The sequence below is a fragment of the Enterococcus sp. E5-37 genome (assembly GCF_035726925.1).
GTDB lineage: Bacteria > Bacillota > Bacilli > Lactobacillales > Enterococcaceae > Enterococcus_B > Enterococcus_B faecium.
This window is the reverse complement of record NZ_JAPMLG010000007.1, coordinates 134126-159282: the sequence shown is the minus strand read 5'-3', so window position 1 is coordinate 159282 and position 25157 is coordinate 134126. Positions and strand designations below refer to the sequence as shown.

Below are 25157 nucleotides of genomic sequence, written 5' to 3'. Positions count from 1 at the left end.
TTAAGCTCAATTTGTTTGCTAGCATATTGCTTGCTTGTTAAAAATGTTTGTTGTCTTGAATTGAATCAAGACGCCCTACACATTTGGTTTGTCTTACTTTGTTCAGTTTTCAAAGGTCTACTTCATCAGGAGTGTTTCCCAATTCGTTTTTGGCTGCCGTAGCAACTTTTATATCATATCAGAGAGACAAGTGATTGTCAACTCTTTTTTAAAAGTTTTTTCAATTTCGTTTTTCGAAATCTTTCAGCAACTCATTTATCATAACTTATCGTTTGTTATTTGTCAAGAACTTTTTTGAAGTTTTTTTCGATAGAATCAAGCTTCGCAAGTGGTTCTTTTTTAACGACTCAGTTATCTTATCATGTCGTTAGTAACATGTCAATAACTTTTTTGTTATGTTTTTGAATAAATATTTTCTTCTGTCTTTTGGACAAGTAATAATATACCAACTAAATTTATCTTGGTCAACGAATTTTTTGTATTTTTTCAAGTTTTTTTCAATAAACGATTATTCATAACTTTTCTTTCTTTATCGTTCGTTTTCGTCTTCTTTAATGTCTAGAATAGTCGACATTAGCTTTTGAACTTTCGTTATTATTTATTCCTTTCTACACAGCAAAAGCTGCCTAAGGAATTCCTTAGACAGCTTTTATTCGATTATCTCATTGTTGGGAATAGCAAAACATCCCGAATTGATTGTGCATCAGTTAGCAACATTACTAATCTGTCGATCCCGATACCTAGACCACCAGTTGGCGGCATACCGTATTCTAAGGCTTCCAAGAAGTCTTCGTCTACACCGTGAGCTTCGTCATTTCCTAGTTCACGTTCTTTTTCTTGCGCTTCGAATCTTTCTCTTTGATCAATTGGATCGTTCAGTTCTGTAAAGGCATTAGCAAATTCGCGCCCCACGATGAATAGTTCGAATCGATCTGTGAATCGAGGATCTTCTGGATTTTTCTTCGCTAAAGGCGAAACTTCGACTGGATGTCCGTATACAAACGTCGGTTGTGTCAATGTTTCTTCAACAAATGTTTCAAAGAATTCATTGATAACATGTCCGACACCCATAGCTTCGGTTACTTCTACATTGTGTTTTTCGGCTAAAGCTAATGCTTCTTCCAATGTCATTTCTTGCCAGAAGTCTACACCAGTTTGTTCTTTGATTGCATCTACCATATGGATGCGTTTAAAGTCACTTTCTAAGTCGACAGCTTGTCCATCATATGTGATTTTTGCTGTTCCTAGTACTTTTTCAGCTGCGTTACGGATAATACCTTCTGTCAGATTCATTACATCATTGAAATCAGTATATGCTGTGTATGCTTCTAACATCGTAAATTCTGGATTATGTGTAGTATCAATTCCTTCATTACGGAAAACGCGGCCGATTTCATAAACTTTTTCCATTCCGCCAACAATTAGTCGTTTTAAATGAAGTTCTAGCGCAATACGCAAATATAAATCAATGTCCAGTGCATTATGATGCGTGATAAATGGGCGTGCGGCAGCTCCACCTGCCTCATTGTGCAATACTGGTGTTTCTACTTCAATATAGCCATTGCCATCTAAATAGCGACGGATTTCGCTGATAATTTGGCTTCGTTTCATAAATCGGTCAAAGCTTTCGCGATTACTGATTAAATCCAAGTAGCGTTGTCTGTAGCGTTGTTCAATATTCGTTAAGCCATGGTATTTATCTGGCAGTGGACGAAGTGCTTTTGACAAAATCGTGATTTCTGAAGCTTTGATAGAAACTTCGCCTGTGTCTGTTTTCATGATTTGTCCAGTTACACCAAAGAAATCTCCAAGGTCTGCATGTTTGAATACTTCATAGGCCTCATCACCTACTTGGTCTTTTCTTACATAAATTTGAATTTGGCCTTCACGATCTTGTAGATGCGCAAATCCAGCTTTCCCTTTTCCTCGGCGAGTCATCATACGACCAGCTACACTAGCGGTCAATCCCATTTCTGCTAGTTCTTCTTTTGTTCTTGGATCAAATAGTTCATGCAATTCTTCTGAGTTGTGCGTGCGTTCAAATCGTTTTCCAAATGGATCGATTCCATCTTCACGCAATTGTTCCATTTTTTGACGACGTACAAGCATTTGATCATTTAAATCTTCTACTTGATGTTGTTGTTCCTGTGTCACAAAAGTTCCTCCATTCTCATGTTAATCTCTTTCCTATAATGCCAATGAAACACAAAAAAAGCAAGCCGAACTTGGAATTTCGGCTTGAAAATTCACGAAAAACTTAGAAATCACAACGTTTGTTTCAATAGTACTTTTTCCGCTTTTTCTACAAATTGATCCAGCAGGTCATTGATTTCCTGCTGTTTTTCTGTCTGATTGATTGCTACTTTCACTTTCGCCGCTCGAGGAATCCCTTTTAAATAATAAGCCGCATGTGTTCTGAATTCTCTACAAGCTACTTTTTCTCCTTTGAGATCTGCTAAGCGTTGTAAATGAAGCTTAGCTGTAGCAATTTTTTCGGCTGGTGTTGGTTCAGGAATCAGTTCTCCTGTTTCGAGATAATGCTGTGTGCGGTGAATCATCCATGGATTGCCCAGCGCTGCACGACCAATCATCACACCGTCTGCACCGACATAGTCAAGCATCCGTTTTGCATCTTCTGGCGTTTTGACATCCCCGTTCCCCATAAATGGGATCGTCAAATGTTTTTTCACTTCTTTCAATACTTCCCAGTCCGCTTTTCCTTCATACATCTGAACCCGTGTACGTCCATGCATAGCGATGGCACTTGCTCCAGCTGATTGTGCTGCTAATGCATTTTCTACAGCAAAGACGTGCTCTTCATCCCAACCAATACGCATCTTGACTGTTACTGGGATATCTACTGCTGAAGAAACAGCTTGGACCATTTCGTATACTTTCTCAGGATCTAAAAGCCATTTTGCTCCTGCTTCTGCTTTGATTACTTTATTTACTGGACAGCCCATATTGATATCTATTATATCGGCAGCTGTGTTTTCTTCGACAAATTGAGCAGCTTCAACTAGACTATCTTTATTTCCGCCAAATATCTGTAAACTTAATGGATGTTCTGTTTCTTCAATGTGGAGCATCTCTAAAGTTTTTTTGTTTCTGAAATGAATACCTTGGTCACTGATCATTTCACATACGACTAAGCCTGCACCAAATTCTTTGACAGTGACTCGAAATGCTGAATTTGTTATTCCAGCCATCGGTGCAACAACGACACGATTAGGGATTTCCACATTGCCGATTTTCCATGTGTGTTCCACTTAAATCCCTCCTAAGGCTTCTTTCTTCAATCCAGCTAATTCTTCTTCACTATACTTGTATTTGTTATTACAGAAAGAACAAACCGCTTCTGCACCGTGATCTTCGTCTATCATTGCTTGGATTTCTTCTGCACCTAACGCGATAATTGCTTCTGCAAATTTTTCTTTTGAACAGTCACATTTGAATTGAACAGGCATTTTTTCCAAAATGTTCAATTCTTCTGTACCAAGCAATCCTTTCAATATTTCTTCTGGTGTCTGTCCTTCATCTAAGAGGGTAGAGATTCTTGGTGTCGTTTTTAATTGTTCTTCGATCTTGCTGATTGTTTCTTCATCGGCACCTGGCATGATTTGGATCATGAATCCTCCCGCCGTCTTGATGCTGTCGTCAGTATTGACCAATACACTCAGTCCAACAGCTGAAGGGATTTGTTCTGAGATAGCAAGATAGTAAGTAAAATCTTCAGCGATTTCTCCAGAAACAATCGGCGTTTGCCCAGAAAAAGGTTCTTTTAATCCTAAGTCTTTTGTGACAGTAAACATTCCTTGTGTTCCAACTGCTCCCCGCACATCGATTTTACCTTCACTATTTAGAGGAAGACTGAGATGCGGATTTTTGATGTAACCTTTCACATCTCCCTTTCCATTTGCATCTACTACAATTCCTGTCGCTGGACCATCGCCTTGGATTCGAACAGTTAGTTTGTCTTCTCCTTTGAGCGTCGCACCAAGTAGCAGACTACCGACCAATGTCCGTCCCAAAGCAGCTGAGGAGGTGTGCCAAGTATCATGACGTCTTTGTGCCTCCGCTACGGTATTTGTTGCTTGAACGGCGTATGCTCGGACGAATCCGTCGTGAGCAAGTGCCTTAACCAAATAATCTTTCATTTGTTATGTACTCCTTTTTCCGTTTTTAAACTCATAGTGAATCATACTAGCAACTACTGCTTTTTTCAACTTTGGAATGCTTCTTTTAAAAATAATTCAGAATCATCTAGAAAACAGGACATCATCCTATTTACATCTTAAATAAAGAAATCTCCCGAAAACCGGTTTTTGTTCCGGTTTTCGGGAGTCATATCAGATCAATTGACCTATATTTTTTTATTTGTATTGATCGTCTGAATGATTATCTTCTGATTGTTGAGAATCTGAATCATGTTCTGCTTTATTTTCCTCATTCAGTTCATGTTTTGCTTCTTCAAAATCACGTTTTTCTTCCGCTTGTTTTTCAGCGTCTTTTTCTTCCAAAGCACGTTTTGCTTCTTCAAAAGTTTTCGCTTCTTTTTCGCTTGGATAATCATTTGACTCAGTACCTTCAGGCATCACACCGTGTTCAAACAATGACTTGATTGCTTTGGCATCCAATGTTTCGAATTCCAAAAGTTTTTCAGCAATCAGTTTATGCTGTGCACGATGAGCTTCGATGATTTCTCGAGCTTTATCATGAGCTTCCATCAAGATTTTTCGTACTTCTTGATCAATCTCGAAAGCGACTTGTTCAGAGTAAGCTTTTGTTTGACCATAGTCGCGGCCAACAAACACTTGATGGTTTCCTTCATATTGAACAGGACCTAAACGATCACTCATTCCATATTCTGTTACCATGCTTCGTGCTAGAGCTGTCGCTTGCTCAAAGTCATTGGAAGCACCAGTTGATTGGACATTGAAGATGATTTCTTCAGCTGTACGTCCACCAAGTAAGCCTACGATTTGTTCAAACATATCTTCTTTTGTCATCAAGAACTGATCTTCTTTTGGTAAAGCGATCATATATCCGCCGGCGCGTCCGCGAGGGATGATCGTTACTTTGTGGACGACCCGAGCGCGACTCAATACTAATCCGACAATCGTATGACCAGCTTCGTGATAAGCAACCATTTCGCGTTCTTTTTTGCTGATTACGCGATCTTTTTTAGCTGGACCTGCAATCACGCGATCTTCCGCTTCATCGATATCAGAAGCATCGATTTTCTTTTTATTTCTTCTAGCAGCTACTAACGCTGCTTCATTCAAGACATTTTCTAAATCTGCTCCGGCAAAACCTGGTGTCTGTTGAGCCACAACTTTCAAGTCAACGTCATCTGCCATCGGTTTATTCCGTGCATGGACTCGCAAGATTGCTTCACGACCTTTTACATCTGGACGTCCAACTAAAATCTGGCGGTCAAAACGACCTGGACGTAGTAACGCTGGGTCTAGTACATCAGAACGGTTGGTTGCAGCAATGACGATTACTCCTTCATTTCCGTCGAAGCCATCCATTTCTACAAGCAATTGGTTCAATGTTTGTTCGCGTTCATCATGTCCGCCGCCCATACCGGCACCACGTTGACGACCTACCGCATCAATTTCATCAATGAAAATGATAGCTGGTGCGTTTTTCTTCGCTGTTTCAAACAAATCACGAACACGACTTGCTCCGACACCGACAAACATTTCTACGAAATCAGAACCCGAGATCGAGTAAAACGGTACTCCAGCTTCTCCGGCAACAGCTTTTGCTAATAAGGTTTTACCTGTTCCTGGAGGTCCTTCTAAAAGTACACCTGCCGGGATACGGGCACCTAATTCAACAAATCGGCGAGGATCTTTCAGAAATTCAACAACTTCAACTAGTTCTTGTTTTTCTTCTTCCGCACCCGCTACATCAGAAAAACGTACGCGATTAGCTTTTTTGTCTGCTTCTTTGGCTTTTGATTTACCAAAGTTCATGACACGGCCGCCACCGCCACCGCCGCCGCCTTGTTGTCCCATCATCATGTAAAAGAAAAAGATGATGATTACGATTGGCAAGAAGCTAAGCAATAGGGAAACCCATATACCGCTGCTTGATTCTTCTTTTACTGTTGTAGCAACTTTGTTTTCTTTTGCCAGTTCTGTTACTTGGCTCAATGTTGTATCATTTGGCAAAATGATTGTTGTGAAATGGGTAGTAGTCGTATCTGTTGAACCTAAGATAGCTAACCCACCGCTGTTAGCGACGGTCTGCTGTTCTTTGTATTCACCAGTGATCTTATATACACCATTTGCAGGCTGCACTTCAAATTCTTTGATCTTGCCTGCTTGTAGTTGTTCTGTGAATTTTGAGTACTCGATATCTGACGATTGCTGGCCGTTATTACCAAAAATAAAATAAACGACCATTACCATCGCTAAGATTACGAGGACATAATACAAGGCATTTTTCATCATGCCGTTGTTCTTTTTGTTCATAGTTGCCCTCCCTAAGCGTCAATTTAATTTAACAGTTTTTTATCAATCCTGACCATTCTATTGTACCATAATTTAATTGAGATACAGCATTAATTTGATTGATAAACACTAGGTTTCAATACACCGATGTACGGAAGATTACGATATGCTTCTGCATAATCCAAGCCATAACCGACCACAAATTCATTTGGTACGTTGAAGCCAACATAATCTGCTTCGATATTTACTACTCTTCCTTCAGGTTTGTCAAGTAGTGTAACAATTTTGACTGATTTTGCTTTGCGGTATTTGAAAAGATCCACTAAATAAGCAAGTGTTCTTCCGCTGTCAATGATATCTTCAACGATCAACAGATCGCGACCTTCTACATTCGTATCTAAGTCTTTGACGATTTTTACTTCCCCTGACGAGACTGTTGCATTCCCGTAGCTTGAAACATCCATGAAATCCAATTCCAAATACGTATCGATAGAACGAACGATATCTGCCATGAATGGTACCGCTCCTTTTAAGACACCTACTACTAGGGGATTGGTGTTTTGGTAAATTTCTGTTAACTCTTTGCCTAGTTCTTTGCAACGAACTTGTATCTCTTCTTGTGAGATCAAAATTCTCTCAATATCCTTTTCCAACATCAGGTTCTCCTTCCAATTGCTTCTTTTTGATATTTGTAAAGAAGTATGTAGTGTATTTTATCAGTTTCTTCACGAATACTCAAATATGAAAAGGCAAAAGGTATCAAGCTATATATATTTCTTTTGGCATCTGTAATGATCCAAGCATGCTGCCTTTGTGAATTAGGTACTTTCTGATCGATAAAATATCTAGATACTTTTTTTGTGAGATTCTCTGTTAATTTAATGCGGTCTCCTGCTTTTCTTTTTTCGACATACAGTTGCACATCAGCAGGAATCCAAATGTCATGAGAAAATAGAGACCATGAATCTGTTGCTTTGATGTCCCCTGCATTTTCAGGTTTGACCAGACCAATCCATTCTGTTTCATTCAAATATATTCCTTGTTCTGGAATCAGCAACAAGCGCTGGTCTTCTGTCTGGCTAGTTGCTTGTTTTTCTTTTTTAGAGAGTACAACAAAATGATACTCTCTTTTCAGTATCCAATTATTGCCAATACTGAGTTGCCATTGGCTTTTTTTCTGTTGCCACTGTTCTAAAATCGACTCCATTTGTTGTTCTTTCAAAATAATCCCTGTTTTTGAGAATGCTTTGTCGAAAAAGGAGTAAAAAAAATAGTATCGTTCAGCATCTGTCATTTCTTCGATCATTTCTGCAGAAAATCGAAATTGTTCCTCCCACTGTTCGACTTCCTTTTCGATCAACTGTCCCATATATTTTTGAATGACTTGGTCTGCCCATTGGATCTGTTGCGAAAATTGCTGGAAATGTCTCAACGCCTGTGTATTTTCTTGTTTCAATTGAGGAACTACCAAATGACGAAGCCGATTTCTCTGGACATCTAACAATTGGTTTGTCTGATCCTCAAAGTAAACAAGCTGCGATTCCGCTGCATAAGTATATAGGTCTTCTTTGCTAAAACTCAGCAACGGACGAACCAGTCTGCCCGTAGCAAATGGTTGTACTTCTTTGATTCCAGAAAAAGTATTTAACTGTCCCCCACGAACGATTTTCATTAACACCGTCTCGATTTGATCATCTCCGTGATGAGCAGTCATCAATGTGTCATATTGTCCTTCTTCCATCACGCGAGTGAATTCTTGATAACGAAAGTTACGAGCTTCTGTTTCTATGGCGGATTTGGCTGGATCTTCCCAAATACTTACGTATAAAGGGAGATTCTTCTCTTCACAATATGAGCGAAGATAGGCAGCTTCTTCTGCTGATTCTTCTCTTAATTGATGATTGATGTGGACGATACCTAAAGAAAAACCGATTTGGCGTTGCACTTGTAAAAGTAAATGGAGCAAAACCATCGAATCAACACCACCTGATACCGCTGCTAAAATTCTCGATCCTTGTTGCCAGAATCCTTGTTCATTCCCGTGCCGAATAAATGACTGCTGTAATAGCGGTGCTTTTTTCCCGCCTTTTTCAACGTTCATCCTTTCCACACCCTTTCTTCCTAAAAAAAAGAGAGCGGGAAAACGTCTAAAACGACAATTAACCTGCCCTCTGTTGATACTATGACCCAAATAGTCGCACTATCATTATTTGCGGCTTTTTAGCTGCGGCGTCCGCCACGGCCACCGCGCTTTCCTTCTGTGTTTCGCTTCAATGAAGATAAGCGGTCATCGCTATCTTTCAAAAATGAACTCATCAATGAATCGAAGTCTTCTTTTTGAGCTGAAGGTTGACTGCGAGAAAAAGATTTTTTCTGTGCTGGACGATTTCGGTTGTCACGGGGATCTTTTTGTTGATATTTTTTAGGACGGCTTTCTTCTCCAGATTCAGCAGGTTGTTCCTGCGCTTTCCGGATAGATAGTCCGATTTTTCCATCATCATTTACTGAAATAACTTTGACTGTTACTTCATCTCCTACACTTAAAACATCATGGATGTCTTTTACATAGCCATTTGACACTTCGCTAATATGAACTAGACCCGTTTTTCCAGCACCTAGATCAATAAACGCACCAAAATTTGTGATTCCTGATACTTTTCCTTGCAGTTTTGCTCCTACCTCGATTGACATAAAAAAAATGTTCCTCCTAATTATTTCCCTTTTTTATATTCCTGCTTATTTTGCAGTTGTAGAACTAGTTGATTGATCTGTTTCATTTGTCGAGCTGTCTGTATTTGATTCTAATATAGGATAAACTTTTTCACCGTCTTTTGAGTAAAAGAATTTGCTTCTGGCAAGTTTAGCTACATACTCATCATCTTTCAGCAATGAAACATCTTGGTGCAGCTGATCAACGTCTGCGTTGACTTCTTTCATTTCAGTATTTGCTTCGACTCTCAATTCGTTCAATTGATGCATCCTTTGCATGTCATGGAAAATCTGCACACCTATTATCGCGAAAATGACCAAAGCACCAACAAAAATTGCAGCCAGTCTGCGTCTTCGAAAAATCAGTTGACGTTGTTGTTGCTGAAATTCAGCATACTTTTTCTTTGCATATTCCGTATCTAGCGCAGCGATTTTATTGCTTTTTTTCGTCACTTGGATTCGCTCCAATCTTTTTGATTGTCTTTTTCATTATACCAATATCGTGAAAGCTTGTCTAATCTATTTCTCTAGTGTTTCTGTGCGATTTTCAGAAATAATTTCGTACATTTTTTGTGCATCTTCTTTTTTGGTTGATTCATGTAATTCCGTAATTTTCACTTCCAACGTTTTGTTGCCAAACTGGACTTTCAAAATATCGCCTACTTTGACATCACTGGAAGATTTCGCCAATTTACCGTTGATTTGAATTCTTCCTTTATCAGCTACTTCTTTTGCTACTGATCGTCTTTTGATGATTCGGGAAATTTTTAAAAATTTATCTAATCGCATATCTTATTCCTCACTTTTTAATTTTTTTATTTAATCGCAGGATTTTCTTACCAAAAGGCAACATTAGCCATTCTCGTACTGTAAACAGACGAAGACGGATCACTGCATAAATGAACACAGAAGCCCCGATCCCAACTCCTATCACGCTGACAAAAAAAGCAGTGGAACGATGAGTTACAGGACCAAATACTATATTCAATACACCATAATACAGCAGCAGTACTACTGTCATACAAAGAAGGCTGATCATCAACTTCCGTCCAAAATGCCGTTCTTTCCAAAAAGCATTTAGCTCTTTTGTTTCGATTCGAACAAAATACCAAAGCGTCACACCTAATCCTAAAAGGGTAGACAGGCTTGCACCTGCTGTTCCTAATAAACCGGTCAGAAAAGAAGTAGTCAATCCTTTTACCAATAGTCCCCATCCTGCGCCTTTTAAAGAAGGGCGAAACGAGTTCTTGCTTTGAGCAATACTTTGATAAGCTTGGATGACTGCAGTGAAAGCAATGGAAAAAACAAACAATACAAGCGCTGCATTTCCCGCATAATCTTTAAACAACGCATAATTGATATAAGGGAGCAGCAAGGCTAATCCCAAAGACGCAGCTAATGCTAAAGCGGTCGTCAATCTAAGATAGATTTTGGCTGTCTGTAAAAACTGACGATAGATCCGGTTGGTCAAATGACGAGTCAACGCAGGCAGGAATGTCGCACTTAATGCAGTGGCAATCACTAAACCTAATTGTACTAAAGGCTGACCTCGATCATAGACCCCTTTTGCTATCTTCGCACCGTATTCTGACAGTCCGTAAACTTCCAAAGCATTTTTTACAAAGAAAGAGTCGATCAGCTGGAAAAAGATAAGCAATCCACTATAAATCGAAACCAGTCCGCCTTCTACCAGAAAACGCCGGATCAAGGGCTTTGACGGCTGTTTGAACAATGGAAACCGTCGGAAGCTTAACGCTCCTCCATGAATCTTTTGTTCATAGTAGTGAAGGATCCCATATGCGCATAAACCGCCAAAAACAGCTCCACTCATTGCTGCCGTCCCTGTTTGGTACACCGTCCATCCAAGCTTTCTAAAAGCAAACGCACTACAGACAATCACAAAAACACGAACGAACTGCTCAACTACTTGAGAAACAGCAGTTGGTTCCATCAAGAATCTTCCTTGGAAATTCCCTCGATAAAAAGATAGACCAGGCATCAGTAAAAAGGTAAAGGAAACTACTTGGATCAGCGGTTTCAATTGTATGTCTCCCATCATCCAAGCAATCCAGCTGCTAAATGAAAAGACAAACAACCACAAAAAGACACCTGTCCAAAATACTAAGGGATAAAGATTTTGCAAAGCTTGCTTTCGCTCGAAAGGATTCTTTCTTTCTGCAACGTACTTTGATATGAACTGCGGAAGACCGGATAAAGCTAAAGTCATTGCTATCCCATAAATTGGATAAACTTGCTGATAAACATAAAAACCTTCGTCGCCGACTAAGTTTTGGAGGGGAATTCGGTAAAGGGCACTTAATACTTTTGCTATGAAAGAAGCAATCGTCAAGACAAATGCTCCTTGCATGACGCGCCGCATTTCTTTATGATCCAAATCATTGCTCCTTCCTACGCTGACAGATATTTTTGCTCACGCAACGCTTTGACAAACTTTTGGATTTCCTGAAGCCATACTGCTTCTTCCATTTGGTTGGGGATCGTCAAGCGTATCACCATCTGTTCTTTTTCAACGCCTAGACTGGCTTTTAGTTTTGTCGCTGTCAGTGCTTCGAATAACTGTTCCACACTATAGCGTTTTGTTCCAACTTTACTTAGAGTAAAGACTATATGCGCCTCCTGTTTCCTTATCGTTTCTAGGAGCGCTCGATCGCCATCCATTTTGATCTGCCCAATTGTCAAGAGATGTGCTACTTCTTCTGGGTATTCTCCAAAACGGTCGAGCAGATCATCTTCTAGTTCATCTAGCATTTCTTGCGAATCAAGTTCACGAATTCGTTTATAGATCTCGATTTTCTGCCGTTGATCTGCCACGTATGTTTCAGGTAGATACGCATCGACACCGAGGTCGATCTCAACAGTGGTCTTCTCCACTTGACTATTCTTTCCTTGTTTACGAGAAACAGCTTCGCTTAGCATTTGAGAATACATATCGAAACCGACTGCGTCAATAAATCCATGCTGCTGAGCACCTAAGAGATTACCTGCACCGCGAATGGAAAGATCCCGCATCGCAATCTTGAATCCAGATCCCAATTCTGTAAAATCTTTGATTGCCTGAAGACGTTTTTCACTGACTTCGTTAAGGATCTTCTGCTGCTCATACATAAAGTAAGCATATGCGACACGGCTGCTTCTTCCTACCCGCCCTCGCAATTGGTATAACGTGGATAATCCCATATAATCAGCGTTCTCAACGAACAACGTATTTGCGTTCGGGATATCTACTCCTGTTTCAATGATGGTTGTAGTGACAAGAACATCATACTGACCTTCAATAAATTCAAAAAGCGTATTTTCTAATTGCGCCTCTGTCATTTGCCCATGAGCATAACCGATCCGTGCTTCCGGAACGAGTTCTTGGATTTCTTCTACTTTTTGTTCGATCGTTTCTACCCGATTATATAAATAGAATACTTGTCCACCTCGTCCCATTTCTCGATGGATTGCTTCGCGAATAGCCCCAGGATTTTTTTCCATAACATATGTTTGGATCGGATAACGATTCGCAGGCGGTGTTTCGATTACTGAAAGATCCCGCACGCCTAACATCGACATATGCAAAGTTCTCGGAATCGGTGTTGCAGTCAGAGTCAAAACATCCACTTGTGCACGTAACTGTTTCAATCGTTCCTTATGTTTTACACCAAAACGTTGTTCTTCGTCAATGATCAGTAGACCCAAATCGCTAAATTCAATATCTTTTGACAAGATTCGATGGGTTCCTACAACAATATCAACTTGACCTGTACGCAGTTGTTCGATGGTTTCTTTTTGTTGCTTTCTTGTTCTGAAACGACTTAATAGCCCGATATTTACGGGGAAACCTTCAAATCTTTCCAGCATCGTTTCATAGTGCTGCTGTGCCAAGATCGTTGTTGGAACTAAAAAGGCTACTTGTTTGCTTTCCTTTATCGCTTTAAAGGCCGCTCGAAGCGCTACTTCTGTTTTCCCATAACCAACATCACCTACGAGTAGCCGATCCATTGGTTTTTCTTTTTCCATATCCCGTTTGATCTCCGCTGCACTTCTCAACTGGTCATCAGTTTCAGAGTAGGGGAAGGCATTTTCGAATTCTTTTTGGTAGGCGTCATCAGGTCCAAAAGCATATCCTTTTTCTGACTCTCTTGCGGCATATAATTTGATTAGATCGTCAGCGATATCCTCGATTTTTGAAGAGACTTTTCGCTTGGTTTTCGTCCATTCACTTCCGCCTAGCTTATTGATGCGAGGCGCTTTGGCTTCAGAGGCGACATATTTTTGGATCAGGTTCAGTTGAGTAACAGGAATAAACAGTTTATCGTCGTTTTGGTACAAAATAGTCATATAGTCTTGGTGAACGCCATCTACTTCTAGCGTTTCCATCCCGATGTATTTCCCGATACCATGATTGGCATGGACAACGTAATCTCCTGCTTTTAATTCATTATAGCTTTTCAATCGCTCTGCGTTTGTTACTGTTTGACGTCTCGTTTGTTTTTTTGTTGTTTTTTGAAAAATTTCTTTTTCTGTGATAGCTACTATTTTTTCTTGAGGAAGTTCAAAACCAGCTTGCAAAGCTCCTTCAACTAATTGCACTTGTCCTCTGATCAATGCATTTTTTTCTGTTTCTACTACTAATATGTCTTCATCTCGAAGCATTTGTTCTGCTTTGCGTATCCTGTCCTTTGTCGGAATAAAAATCACAACAGTTTGCTTTTGCTTGCGCCAACGGTCCATTTCTGTTTTCAGCAATGGCATTTGTCCGAAGAACTGTTGCATCGTCCGATATTGAAAATTATGGATTGCTTGGAAGCGAAGATTTCCCATTCCTTTTTGAAAGAGCGAGAAAAAGGTTGTGGTGAACTTTTCCTTCTGCACGATTTTTTGTATATCTGCTGAAAATGTCTGCTCAGAAAACACCCGCAATTCGCTGATTTTTTGAGTCTGCCATTCTGCCGCTTCCCTTTCGATTTCCCGATTTGTTTCCATGATTCGCTGATAATCATCAACGACTAGTAAACTATTTGAAGGGAAATAATCCAAGATCGTCACAGATTCTTGGTAAAGAAGATCTGAGTAGAATTTTGCTTCTTCTGTCGGGACACCTGCTTGCCAGCTTGAAGTCAGCTGACCGAAGTAATCTTGCAAAAACTCGCGGTCTGCTTCTTCTGTGGTCGCAGCAAGCCGTTTTTCTAGCATTTTTTGCATTTGCTCTATTCCATGTTCTAGATCTTCTGGTCCGTAGACTTGTTCACTCGTTGGGGAAACCCAGATTTCTTCCGTTTTTTCGATTGAGCGTTGTGTTTCTGCTTCAAAATACCGCATAGAATCTATCTCTACATCAAATAGTTCTACACGAACAGGATAGGTTGTCGTTAACGGGTAAATATCGATAATGCTTCCTCGAATACTGAATTCTCCCGGTTTTGCGACCATCTCTTCTCGTACATAGCCCATCAAAGTCAATTGGCGAGGAAGATTTTCCACGTCTATCTCATCACCAATATGCCAATTCAATTGCGCCTGTAGCCAAGTTTTCTTATTCGGCAGTCGCTTGTGCAAAGATGCGACTGGCAACAAATAGATACCTGCTTTTTTTTCTTGAAGTGCGTTAAGCGTTGCGACTCTCTCGCCTCGCGCTTCTGGAGAAGAAAAGGCCATTTCAGCAGAAAGCACTTCATCCACTGGAAATAAATGGATCTGATCTTGCGGAATCACATGTTGCAGATCTTCTGCTAACTGATTCGCATAATACAAATTTGGCATCAGAATAATCATGTTTTTATTTGTTTTCTTAAACGCTCGAGCAAATAGAAGTGTTTTCGCTGAGCCCGCTAATCCTGTGATTAGTTGTCTAGGCATTTTTTCTTCTAAATTGCTGACCCATTCTTTTACTTGCGGATCTTTTCCGACTAATTGAATAATATCCATTCCTTTTCCTCCTTCCTCAATTGAATCGATTCATCGCATCCACGAACGAATGCCCTTCTATGAGATATTCGACTGCTTTAACAGATTGACACATGCTTTCTTCTATCAAAGGCTGATTTTCTTTGCTGAAAGGACTAAGCACATGCTGGACTACTGTTTTTTTTCCTTCTGGCCTGCCGATTCCCACCTTGATTCGATCAAAGACATTCGTATTCAAATGGGAAATGATACTTTTGATACCGTTATGCCCGCCGGCACTTCCCTTTTGACGGAGCCGGATTTTTCCCACTGCCAGATCCAAATCATCGTAGATTACGACTAATTCCTCTGGATAAATCCCAAAATAAGTCATTAGTGGGCCGACTGCACGACCAGATTCATTCATGAATGTTTGTGGTTTGACTAGAAGGATCTTTTCTCCATTATGAAAAAATTCGGCAACTTCTGCTTCAAACGGATTTTTTTTGAAAGTAGCTTGATGCTCGCGTGCAATTTTATCCACGACCATAAAGCCGATATTGTGTTTTGTATATTGGTATTTGGTACCTGGGTTTCCTAACCCGACGATCATTTTCATTTTTGTTTTCCACCTAATTCTAAAAAGCAGCACAAAAGGCTGGACTGCTAATTAGCGGTCCAGTCCATCGAGCTTTTTTCTTTTTTATACTTGTCAATGCATAGTATAACACAAAACAAAGCGTTTCGGCTAAAAGAGAATCGTTAATAAATGATAAAGAAATTAAAAATTTCTTCAAAGTTTAATGAAATAATTGATATATAAAAATAGTGAAATAACGCACATGTAAGCTTTTACATATAATACAACCTTGTTATCTGTTATATTTTATAGCCAAATAGCGTGACATGGGGCTTGAGAAATGTTAGCATAAGCATGGGAAAAAACAAATCAATGGAAGGATTGATACTAAATGACTGCAGCTGCAGAAAAAAAAGATCATCAAAAAGTTATTCTTGTTGGAGACGGCGCCGTAGGTTCTAGCTATGCCTTTGCTCTAGTTACTCAAAATATCGCTCAAGAAGTAGGTATCGTGGATATCAATACTGCTAAAACTGAAGGAGACGCAATTGACTTGTCTCACGCTTTGGCATTTACTTCACCTAAAAAAATCTATTCTGCTACTTACGCAGACGCACATGATGCTGACTTAGTTGTTATTACAGCTGGCGCACCACAAAAACCAGGTGAAACTCGTTTAGACTTAGTAAACAAAAACCTAAAAATCAACCGCGATGTTGTCACACAAATCGTTGAATCAGGATTTAACGGTATCTTTTTAGTTGCCGCTAACCCAGTAGATATTTTGACTTACTCAACTTGGAAATTCTCAGGTTTCCCTAAAGAACGCGTAATCGGTTCAGGTACCTCTCTTGACTCAGCTCGTTTCCGTCAAGCACTTGCGGAATTAGTTGACGTTGATGCACGTAACGTCCATGCTTACATCTTAGGTGAACACGGAGATTCAGAATTCCCAGTTTGGTCACATGCAAATGTTGCCGGCTTGCAAATCTATGAATGGGTAAAAAACAACCCAGAAATCGATGAAGAAGCTATGGTTAACCTATTCTTTGGCGTACGTGACGCTGCTTACACAATTATCGAGAAAAAAGGCGCTACTTTCTATGGTATCGCAGTAGCATTAGCACGTATCACTCGTGCCATCTTAGATGATGAAAATGCTGTTCTTCCTTTATCAGTATTCATGAATGGCGAATATGGATTGAACGACATCTACATTGGTGCACCTGCTGTTATCAACCGTCAAGGTATCCAAAAAGTAATCGAAATTCCTTTAAGTGACAGCGAGCAAGACCGTATGGCTGCTTCTGCTAAGCAATTAAAAGAAATTCTAGATGAAGCTTTTGCTAAACTAGACGCTGAATAATCTTTGAACATGACGGAAAACATCTATTCGGTGTTTTCCGTTTTTTTATTTTATCACCCTTATGGTTTCTAAATTTTTTCATAAAGTAGAGATAACCTTCGTCTTTTCCTCTAAATTATGCTATCATGAGACCGTTCCACCCTAAACTTTTACTTAAGGAGTTGTCGATATGACAAGATCTTCGCATCGAAAAAAATCGAAACATGTTGCTTTGCTTTCAGCTCTTGGTGTTCTCTTAGTGCTGATCAGCTTTTATACCTATCGCAGTACATACTACACAAAGCATTTTTTGCCGAATACAGAAATAAATGGAATAAATGTCAGCAATCTAACAGTCGAAAAAGCAAATGAAAAATTAAAAGAAGCTTATTCTGATAAAAAACTGGCTATTAAAGAAGATGGAAAAGTCTGGCAGGAAGTACCAAAATCCGAGCTCGGCTACAAAGATGATTTCACTTCGGAGCTTTCTCCGATCCTAAATGAACAAAACGGATGGACTTGGGGAATGACTTATGTCTCAGCGGCAGAAAAACAAGAAATAGATCCTGTCAGTCAAAACCACCAAAAACTAGACACTACCGTTCAGACATTGACAACTAAGCTGACTGATTTGAACAAAGACCGGACACCTACTACTGATGCAACGATCGAAAAAGCAGGTGACTCTTTCGTTATCAAGCCTGAAGTCAATGGAAATACGATCGACGTCGATGCTGCGGTCAAACAATTAAAAAGTGCGGTAAACTCTGGTAAAGATACAATTGAATTGACTGAATTCAAAGAAAAACCAAAAGTAACATCTGAAGACAGCTCACTGAAAGAACAACTCGCATCCATGAATGCTATCGCAAATGTAAAAGCTACTTACAGTATAAACGGTGAGACTTTCCAGATCCCATCAAGTGATATTATGAGTTGGCTGACCTACAATGATGGAAAAGTCGATTTAGATACAGAACAAGTACGTCAATATGTAACAGATTTAGGCACAAAGTATAACACAAGTACGAATGACACAAAATTTAAAAGTACAAAAAGAGGAGAAGTTACGGTCCCAGTTGGCACTTACAGTTGGACGATCCAAACAGACAGCGAGACAGAAGCATTGAAAAAAGCGATTCTGGCAGGCCAAGATTTTACTCGTTCACCCATTGTGCAAGGTGGCACAACCGCTGATCATCCATTGATCGAAGATACGTATATCGAAGTTGATCTGGAGAACCAGCATATGTGGTATTACAAAGACGGAAAAGTGGCCCTTGAAACAGATATCGTTTCCGGAAAGCCAACTACACCTACACCTGCTGGAGTCTTCTATGTTTGGAATAAAGAAGAAGATGCAACTTTAAAAGGAACAAATGACGATGGAACACCTTACGAGAGTCCGGTAAACTACTGGATGCCGATTGACTGGACAGGTGTTGGTATCCACGATTCAGACTGGCAACCTGAATACGGTGGAGACTTATGGAAAACCCGCGGTTCACACGGCTGCATCAACACCCCACCAAGTGTAATGAAGGAATTATTCGGGATGGTCGAAAAAGGAACGCCTGTATTGGTCTTCTAACAAAAATAATATATAAAAAGAAAGCACCCGTACGATTGGTACAGGTGCTTTCTTTTTATTATCTAACCATGTGCTACTTACATTTCAGCAGCAGTAAAGACTTCTGAAACATCATCATCGTCTTCTAGCTTATCTACTAGACGTTCCAATTGCTCTTTTTGTTCCTCATTTAAATCAATCGTCGTTTGTGGAATCATCGTCAATTCTGCTTGCGCCAAAGTGAACTCTTTTTCCAACTCATCTCGTACAGCAGCAAAATCTTCTGGTGCAGTATAAATCTCGAATACTTCAGGAGAAGTTTGCAGATCTTCTGCCCCCGCCTCTAATACATCCTCAAACATCGTCTCTTCATCAACAGTCAACCCATCGCGTTCAATAGCGATATATCCCTTGCGGTCAAACAAGTAACTGACTGAACCCGTTTCTCCCAGTGATCCACCGTTTCGAGTAAAAGCTACTCGGACATTTGTCGCTGTCCGATTACGGTTATCTGTCAATGCATGGACTAAGATTCCTACTCCACCCGGACCATATCCTTCATACGTGATTTCATCGTAATTCGTTTCATCTACGGCACTCGTAGCCTTTTTAATCGCCCGTTCCACATTGTCGTTAGGCATATTTGCAGCTTTTGCTTTGTCCACAACAAGCCGCAAAGCTGGATTCATAGATGGATCAGGACCGCCTGCTTTAGCTGCCATATAAATTTCACGAGAAAGTTTCTGAAAGACTTTCCCTCGTTTTGCATCTTGGGCATTTTTTCTTCCTTGGATATTATGCCATTTACTATGTCCTGACATGATTTTTCCTCCCTTGTTCTTTTGAGAATACACTTCTATTCTAGTACTATTTCACAAAAAAACAAAGCCACAGCCAATCTATAAACGCTTCTTGAATGCCGCAAAAAGCACACATAATATCACAGCAGTCAGAGCACCGATCGAATCCAACATGACATCTTGGAACATAGGTGTTCGTCCACCGGTCATCATCTGATGGAATTCGTCCAAACCTGCGTACCCTGTTGCTGAAAGCCAAGCAAGGATCGCTGTCAGCCACCAAATTTTTAGCTTGGGGAAAACACCTAAAAACAAGCTGCCTCCCAAAATAAAATAGGTACCGAAATGTGCGCCCTTCCTTAAAAAGAACTCTAAAAATTTGGCGTAGCCCAGATGGTCGATACTCACCATACTTCCACCATAATTAAAACGTATACCCGCTAATGTGTCTTTAAATGGCTGATTAGGCAGCCAGCTTTCTAATCGCGAAACTTGTGATTGCTGTCCGTAAGTTTGAGAAGAACTGTAAAATAAGATTATAACGACTATCAGTGCGATTACTAAATAAATATTTCCATTTTTCATTTGTTTTTTTGAAGAATTCATAAGTCACCTCTGTATTTTATCTTAGACTTTTTTTGAAGAAACAACAATCATTTTCATAGAGACTTCTTCCATAAAAAAGTGCTATACTTAATTTTGTATTACAATATGAAGGGAGTTTTTTCATGAGTTATTCATTAAATTGGAATCTAGATTCTATTTTTTCCGGAGGCAGTCATTCTGATGCTTTGAACCAACGGATGAAGCAATTGGAAGACCAAATGAACGAGTATTATCACCGCGTAACAAAATGGTCACCTAGTTCTGACAATGCAGAGCAGTTAAACGCTATTCTTCAATTGCAAGAAACGATTACGAATGGCTTTACCCAATGCAGCAGCTATATTACTGCATTGCTTTCTGCCAATGTCAATGATTCAGATGCAAAGGTCTTATCGGGCAAGCTTTACGCGATGCTGCCTCGTCTGCAATCAGCCGAAACTGTATTGTCAAAGAAATTTGCAGAAATATCTGACAATGATTGGAATCAGATGCTTTCTCAATCTTCGTTTGAAACAATTGCTTTTCGTTTAAACGAGATTCGTCGTGATGGCTCACAATTATTATCAGAAGCTGAAGAAAACATTATAAATACGCTTTCTTTAGATGGTCTAAATGCTTGGAGCAGTCATTATGATACGATTGTAGCCAGCATTTCGATTCCCTTCGAACAAGATGGACAAGTAGTCGAATTATCTGCTGGACAAGCCTTCAATAAGATGATGGGCGATCCAGATCCAAAAGTCAGAGAAACACTTTTCACAGCATGGGAAGAAGCCTGGAAAGAAAAGGCACCCCTCTTCACGGATACTTTGAATCATTTAGATGGTTTTAGACTTTCTGACTATGAACTTCATGGTGTCACAGATTTTCTACAAAAACCATTAGAGTACAATCGGTTGAAGAAAGAAACATTATCTGTCATGTGGGATACAATCCAGAAAAACAAACAACCCCTTGTTGATTACTTGACTAGAAAAGCTAATCTTTTCGGTAAAGAAAAAATGGAATGGCAAGATCAAGATGCACCTATTATTTTAGGCGATTTGAAAGAAAAAACCTTTAGTTTTGACGAAGCAGCAGCATTTATTATCGAAAACTTTAACAAATTCAGTCCAAAAATGGCTAAATTTGCCCAATCTGCTTTTGAAAAGAGCTGGATCGAAGCAGAAGATCGTCCTGGGAAACGTCCTGGTGGTTATTGTACTGAGTTACCAGAAACAAAAGAATCAAGGATCTTTATGACCTACAGTAATTCTGTTAATGAGGTTGCGACACTTGCTCATGAACTAGGACATGCTTTCCATAGCAGCACGATGTGGGATTTACCTTCTTTAAATCGCGAATATGCCATGAATGTCGCAGAAACAGCAAGTACATTCGCAGAACTGATCGTAGCCGATGCTACATTAAAAGCCGCAAAAACAAAAGAAGAAAAAATCAATTTGCTAGATACAAAACTGCAAAATGCTTTAGCTATGTTCATGAATATCCATTCCCGATTCATTTTTGAAAATCGATTCTATGAAGCACGGAAAGAAGGATTAGTCTCAGAAGATAAGATCACAGAGATGATGGTTGAGGCGCAAAAAGAAGGCTATCAAGGAGCTTTAGCTACTTACCATCCATATTTCTGGGCTGCAAAATTGCATTTCTTTATTGATGACGTACCGTTTTATAACTTCCCATACACCTTTGGCTACCTCTTTAGTTTGGGCATCTATGCTTACGCCAACCAAAAGGGAGCAAATTTTGAAGAAGAATATATCCATTTACTACGCGATACTGCCTCAATGACGACGGAAGATCTTGCGAAGAACCATTTGAATGTCGATCTTACCCAACCAGATTTTTGGCAAGCAGGTATCGACATGGTGATTGAAGATATCCAAACGTTCATGGAATTGACAGAAGAATTTATCTGATTTCTATTTTATCACAATAAAAAAAGAGTTAGTCCAGAATGGGCTAACTCTTTTTGATTAATCATTCTTACATGCTGACAGCAAAGTCAGGTGCAAACCATTGAACTGAACCAACTTTTACGCTTTCGCCTGGTTGAGGAGCATGGATATATTGTCCTCCGCCTAAAGCAATCGCTACGTGGTAAGTTCCGCCTTGTGATCCCCAGAATAACAAGTCTCCAGCTTTTGCTTGAGAAACTGAAATTTTTGTTCCAGCTGATTCTTGAGGAACTGTCCAACCACCGATGTCACGACCAGTTACTTGCATGTAAACATAGCGTGTGAACCCTGAGCAGTCAAAGCCACTTGGATCTTTACCGCCCCAAACATATGGAGTACCAATATATTTGTAAGCTTCTGCTACGATTGCTGCACCATTCACACTTCCAGAAGGAGCTTGAGCAGGTGTTACAGGTTTTGGTTGTTCAGGTGTTGGTGTTGGAGCCGGAGTACTACTTCCTGTACCGTTTCCTGTATCAACACTTTGATCTGTTGATGGTGTTGTAGGCGCAGGTGCTGTTGATTCTTCTGTTGAAGATTCAGGTACTGTTGATTCTTCTGTTACTGAAGATTCAGGCGCTGTTGTTGATTCTTCTGTTGTTGAAGATTCAGGCGCTGTTGATTCTTCTGTTGCTGAAGATTCAGGCGCTGTTGATTCTTCTGTTGAAGATTCAGGTGTTGTTGATTCTTCTGTTGCTGAAGATTGTGTAGCTGATGATGATTCTTCAGTCATTGAAGATTGTGTAGCTGATGATTCTTCTGTTGCTGAGCTTTGTGCAGTTGCTGAAGCTTGAGTAGCTTGTGCTTCAGCTTGTTCGCGTGCTTCTTTTTCAGCTTTTTCTTGTGCAGCTTGTTGACGAGCTTGTTCTGCTAGACGTTGTTGTTCACGAATACGAGCTTGCTCTGCTTCAGCTTCTGCTTTTTGACGGTTCAAGTCAGCTTTCTTGTCTTCAGCAGTTGCTTGTTCAGCAGCTAATGAAGTTTTCAGTACGTTCAAATCAGCTTGTTTAGATAAAAGATCGCCTTTTTGAGATTCCAAAGCAGCTTGGTTTTCAGCTAATTCTTTTAGTTTAGCATCGTTTTCAGCTTTTTTGTCTTCTACAGCTTTTTTATCTTGTTTTTGTTGTTCCATCAAGTCGTTGTTTGCTTTTACCATCGTTGTCATTGCTTGAACGCGTCCAATAGCATCTGCTAATGAATCAGCATTCAATACAGCATCGATGTAGTTTGAGCTTGTGTTGCTTACTTGTGCTTCACGTGCTTGTTTTTGGATTGTATCTTCACGTTTTTCAATACGTTCTTGTAAATCTGCAATGTCTTTTACTAATTGTGCAGATTCTTGACGCAATGTATCTTGTTTTGCTAATAGGTCTTGTGCTTGTGTGTTGATTTCAGAAACTTGGCTTTCTAAGGCATCGATTTGTGATTGTGCATCTGCTTGTTGATTTTTCAAGTCTGCAATCTTTTGATCTTGCTGTTGTATCTGAGAATCAAAATCGTCCGCCGCGGCAGCGATCGGTGATGCTACGGCAGTCAAGGTCATTGAACATACCATTACTGCTGATATTAAACTCTTTTTCACTCTTCATTCCTCCGACTGGCTTAATTTAATAAATATCTAAATATATTTAAGTCTTTCTTAACGATATAAAAATTGTACCATAGCAGTATGTCAACGATATAATAGTTATGTTACAAAAATGTTTCAAAACAACCTTTAAAAATGACAAAACTGTTCGTTTCAGAAAATGATCATGAAAAAGCCGCGTTAAGTCTAGCATTTCTTAAGATAACAACGATTTTTTTTCGCTGTCGACCTAAAAATAAAAAAAGAAATTATTCATCACTGAATAATTTCTTAAATGGAAAAATGAATAATACAAATATAATCATGTTCAACAGCAGTGTAGGTCCTAAAAATCTTGTAATAAAATACGTGTTATTTACTACTGCTAATTTAAAAATCAACTGGACTACCATCGTAAACAATTCATAACCCGTGACAAAGATGATCATACTGAAAAATTCAGTAAAGATGTTGACATGGATAACGTCTTTCATTACATACATCAACCATACAATTAAAGGGAGAGCTACTGCATAAATACCGATAACGCCAATATAGTAAGCGTCATAGATAGCCCCGAGAACAATCGTGGTAATCAGTAAATAACGTTTTTCAAACGCCATACTGCAACATAATAATGCCAATATCAGAAAGTGGGCATTTGACATATAGGTGCCTTTCGACCACTCCCCTAGCATTCTTGTTAAATGACCATCTATCAACATCAAAAAGAACAAAACGATTGGCAGATAGTACTTCATTGTTTCTTTCTTCAACATGGACTAATCCTCCGCTAGCCGTTGGACAATCGTCACAACTGACACGTCATACATTTCTGCATAAGGTTTCACATAAACTTCCCGATCCAGCCCATAACTATCTGGTTTCGTTTTAATAACCGTACCGATCGGCAAGTTAGCTGGAGAATTCCCTCCAAGACCGGATGTCTGGACAACATCCCCTTCTTTGATATCCGTATCACCAGTTAATTGGGTCACCACTAAGGCATGGAGCTTTTCATCATAGTTTTTAAGCAAACCAAACGCTTCGCCATTAGCCGAAGATACCCGTACTGGAAAATGATTGGAACTTTCATTAGAGGATGACAGTAATTCGATTTTAGACGAAGCCGTATTGACCTCGATCACTCGGCCAATCAATCCTTTTTGCGACATGACTGCCATATTTGCTTCGATACCGTCTTTAGAACCCTTGTCTACGATCAGCATGTCCTGCCAACTGTCAGGCGAACGAGTAATGACATTTGCCGTTACTTTTTCGTAACTAGTCAGCGTCTGATTCAACTCAAGTTCTTTTTTCAACGATTCGATTTCTCTCTCGTAATTCTTGTTTTGCTGTGAAACGTCATCATAGCTATCGATTTTTTCTTTTAGCCGCTCATTTTCGGCATAAGTTGAAAAAAGATTATGGACAGAATCTACTCCATTTCGTACCCACCGTACTGGGGCGGAGATTGTTTTATCAACCATTGCAACACTGTCATTAACGATGGATTGGAAGAAATTAGGCTTTCCTTCATTCGCTCGCTGCGCAGCGGTCACACTTAGTATCGTCACCACGATGATAACAATAACCAAGGTAATAATAATATTTTTATTAGGATTGAACTTCTTCACAAAGACACCTCGAATTAATTAGACTCTTG

Annotated in this window: 20 protein-coding genes; 3 read left to right on the top strand and 17 right to left on the bottom strand. The window is 39.7% G+C overall.

All coding sequences use genetic code 11. From position 1 onward, the window contains the following. Positions 1-657: 657 nt before the first annotated feature. From lysS to pth, 12 genes are all read right to left on the bottom strand, one after another. Positions 658-2154 (bottom strand): lysine--tRNA ligase, encoded by a 1497-nt coding sequence (gene lysS / locus OS138_RS07985; protein WP_002296055.1) that lies wholly within the window; start codon positions 2152-2154, stop codon positions 658-660. 110 nt (positions 2155-2264) lie between these two features. After that, on the bottom strand, positions 2265-3269 hold the full coding sequence (dusB, locus tag OS138_RS07980; RefSeq protein ID WP_002307694.1) for a tRNA dihydrouridine synthase DusB: 1005 nt from the start codon (positions 3267-3269) through the stop codon (positions 2265-2267). After that, complete coding sequence (hslO, locus tag OS138_RS07975; protein ID WP_002298174.1) at positions 3270-4157, bottom strand: Hsp33 family molecular chaperone HslO; 888 nt, start codon at positions 4155-4157, stop codon at positions 3270-3272. 216 nt (positions 4158-4373) lie between these two features. Then, the gene (gene ftsH, locus OS138_RS07970) at positions 4374-6485 is read right to left on the bottom strand and encodes an ATP-dependent zinc metalloprotease FtsH (RefSeq protein WP_325069961.1); all 2112 of its coding nucleotides are present in this window, start codon (positions 6483-6485) and stop codon (positions 4374-4376) included. An 89-nt stretch (positions 6486-6574) separates the two neighbouring features. Beyond that, the gene (gene hpt / locus OS138_RS07965) at positions 6575-7120 is read right to left on the bottom strand and encodes a hypoxanthine phosphoribosyltransferase (protein ID WP_002287415.1); all 546 of its coding nucleotides are present in this window, start codon (positions 7118-7120) and stop codon (positions 6575-6577) included. Further along, complete coding sequence (gene tilS, locus OS138_RS07960) at positions 7120-8565, bottom strand: tRNA lysidine(34) synthetase TilS (protein ID WP_104765430.1); 1446 nt, start codon at positions 8563-8565, stop codon at positions 7120-7122. Before tilS ends, hpt begins: the two co-directional genes overlap by 1 nt. A 119-nt stretch (positions 8566-8684) precedes the next feature. Beyond that, complete coding sequence (locus OS138_RS07955; protein WP_002287412.1) at positions 8685-9155, bottom strand: S1 domain-containing RNA-binding protein; 471 nt, start codon at positions 9153-9155, stop codon at positions 8685-8687. A 45-nt stretch (positions 9156-9200) separates the two neighbouring features. After that, the gene (locus OS138_RS07950) at positions 9201-9626 is read right to left on the bottom strand and encodes an FtsB family cell division protein (RefSeq protein ID WP_002287409.1); all 426 of its coding nucleotides are present in this window, start codon (positions 9624-9626) and stop codon (positions 9201-9203) included. A 66-nt stretch (positions 9627-9692) separates the two neighbouring features. Beyond that, entirely contained in the window at positions 9693-9962 is a 270-nt protein-coding gene (locus OS138_RS07945) for an RNA-binding S4 domain-containing protein (protein WP_002287407.1), read from the bottom strand. A 10-nt stretch (positions 9963-9972) separates the two neighbouring features. Then, the gene (locus OS138_RS07940) at positions 9973-11568 is read right to left on the bottom strand and encodes a putative polysaccharide biosynthesis protein (RefSeq protein ID WP_080349308.1); all 1596 of its coding nucleotides are present in this window, start codon (positions 11566-11568) and stop codon (positions 9973-9975) included. Between the two features lie 14 nt (positions 11569-11582). After that, positions 11583-15104: a transcription-repair coupling factor gene (gene mfd, locus OS138_RS07935; RefSeq protein ID WP_002287403.1), complete on the bottom strand. Its 3522-nt coding sequence runs from the start codon at positions 15102-15104 to the stop codon at positions 11583-11585. Positions 15105-15120: 16 nt separating this feature from the next. Then, complete coding sequence (pth, locus tag OS138_RS07930) at positions 15121-15681, bottom strand: aminoacyl-tRNA hydrolase (protein WP_002287401.1); 561 nt, start codon at positions 15679-15681, stop codon at positions 15121-15123. Between the two features lie 352 nt (positions 15682-16033). Between pth and OS138_RS07925 the strand changes: the two genes are divergently transcribed. Both OS138_RS07925 and OS138_RS07920 read left to right on the top strand, forming a co-directional pair. Beyond that, the gene (locus OS138_RS07925; RefSeq protein WP_002287399.1) at positions 16034-17008 is read left to right on the top strand and encodes an L-lactate dehydrogenase; all 975 of its coding nucleotides are present in this window, start codon (positions 16034-16036) and stop codon (positions 17006-17008) included. Positions 17009-17177: 169 nt separating this feature from the next. After that, on the top strand, positions 17178-18578 hold the full coding sequence (locus tag OS138_RS07920; RefSeq protein ID WP_002298179.1) for a L,D-transpeptidase family protein: 1401 nt from the start codon (positions 17178-17180) through the stop codon (positions 18576-18578). Between the two features lie 77 nt (positions 18579-18655). Here OS138_RS07920 and OS138_RS07915 read toward each other — a convergent pair whose 3' ends face one another. Together OS138_RS07915 and OS138_RS07910 are read right to left on the bottom strand one after the other, a co-directional pair. After that, a complete protein-coding gene (locus OS138_RS07915; RefSeq protein ID WP_002287391.1) occupies positions 18656-19378 on the bottom strand; it encodes a YebC/PmpR family DNA-binding transcriptional regulator in 723 nt (240 codons plus the stop codon). Between the two features lie 78 nt (positions 19379-19456). Continuing rightward, positions 19457-19963: a VanZ family protein gene (locus OS138_RS07910; protein WP_002287389.1), complete on the bottom strand. Its 507-nt coding sequence runs from the start codon at positions 19961-19963 to the stop codon at positions 19457-19459. A gap of 122 nt (positions 19964-20085) precedes the next feature. Between OS138_RS07910 and OS138_RS07905 the strand changes: the two genes are divergently transcribed. Next, the gene (locus OS138_RS07905) at positions 20086-21885 is read left to right on the top strand and encodes a M3 family oligoendopeptidase (RefSeq protein ID WP_325069957.1); all 1800 of its coding nucleotides are present in this window, start codon (positions 20086-20088) and stop codon (positions 21883-21885) included. Positions 21886-21952: 67 nt separating this feature from the next. On the opposite strand, the gene OS138_RS07900 is transcribed toward OS138_RS07905, so the two are convergent. The 3 genes from OS138_RS07900 to mreC all read right to left on the bottom strand — a co-directional run bounded on the left by OS138_RS07900 (position 21953) and on the right by mreC (position 25128). After that, the gene (locus tag OS138_RS07900) at positions 21953-23506 is read right to left on the bottom strand and encodes a C40 family peptidase (RefSeq protein ID WP_325069956.1); all 1554 of its coding nucleotides are present in this window, start codon (positions 23504-23506) and stop codon (positions 21953-21955) included. A gap of 254 nt (positions 23507-23760) precedes the next feature. Next, the gene (mreD, locus tag OS138_RS07895) at positions 23761-24270 is read right to left on the bottom strand and encodes a rod shape-determining protein MreD (RefSeq protein WP_002287385.1); all 510 of its coding nucleotides are present in this window, start codon (positions 24268-24270) and stop codon (positions 23761-23763) included. 3 nt (positions 24271-24273) lie between these two features. After that, complete coding sequence (mreC, locus tag OS138_RS07890; RefSeq protein ID WP_002298185.1) at positions 24274-25128, bottom strand: rod shape-determining protein MreC; 855 nt, start codon at positions 25126-25128, stop codon at positions 24274-24276. Positions 25129-25157 lie beyond the last annotated feature (29 nt).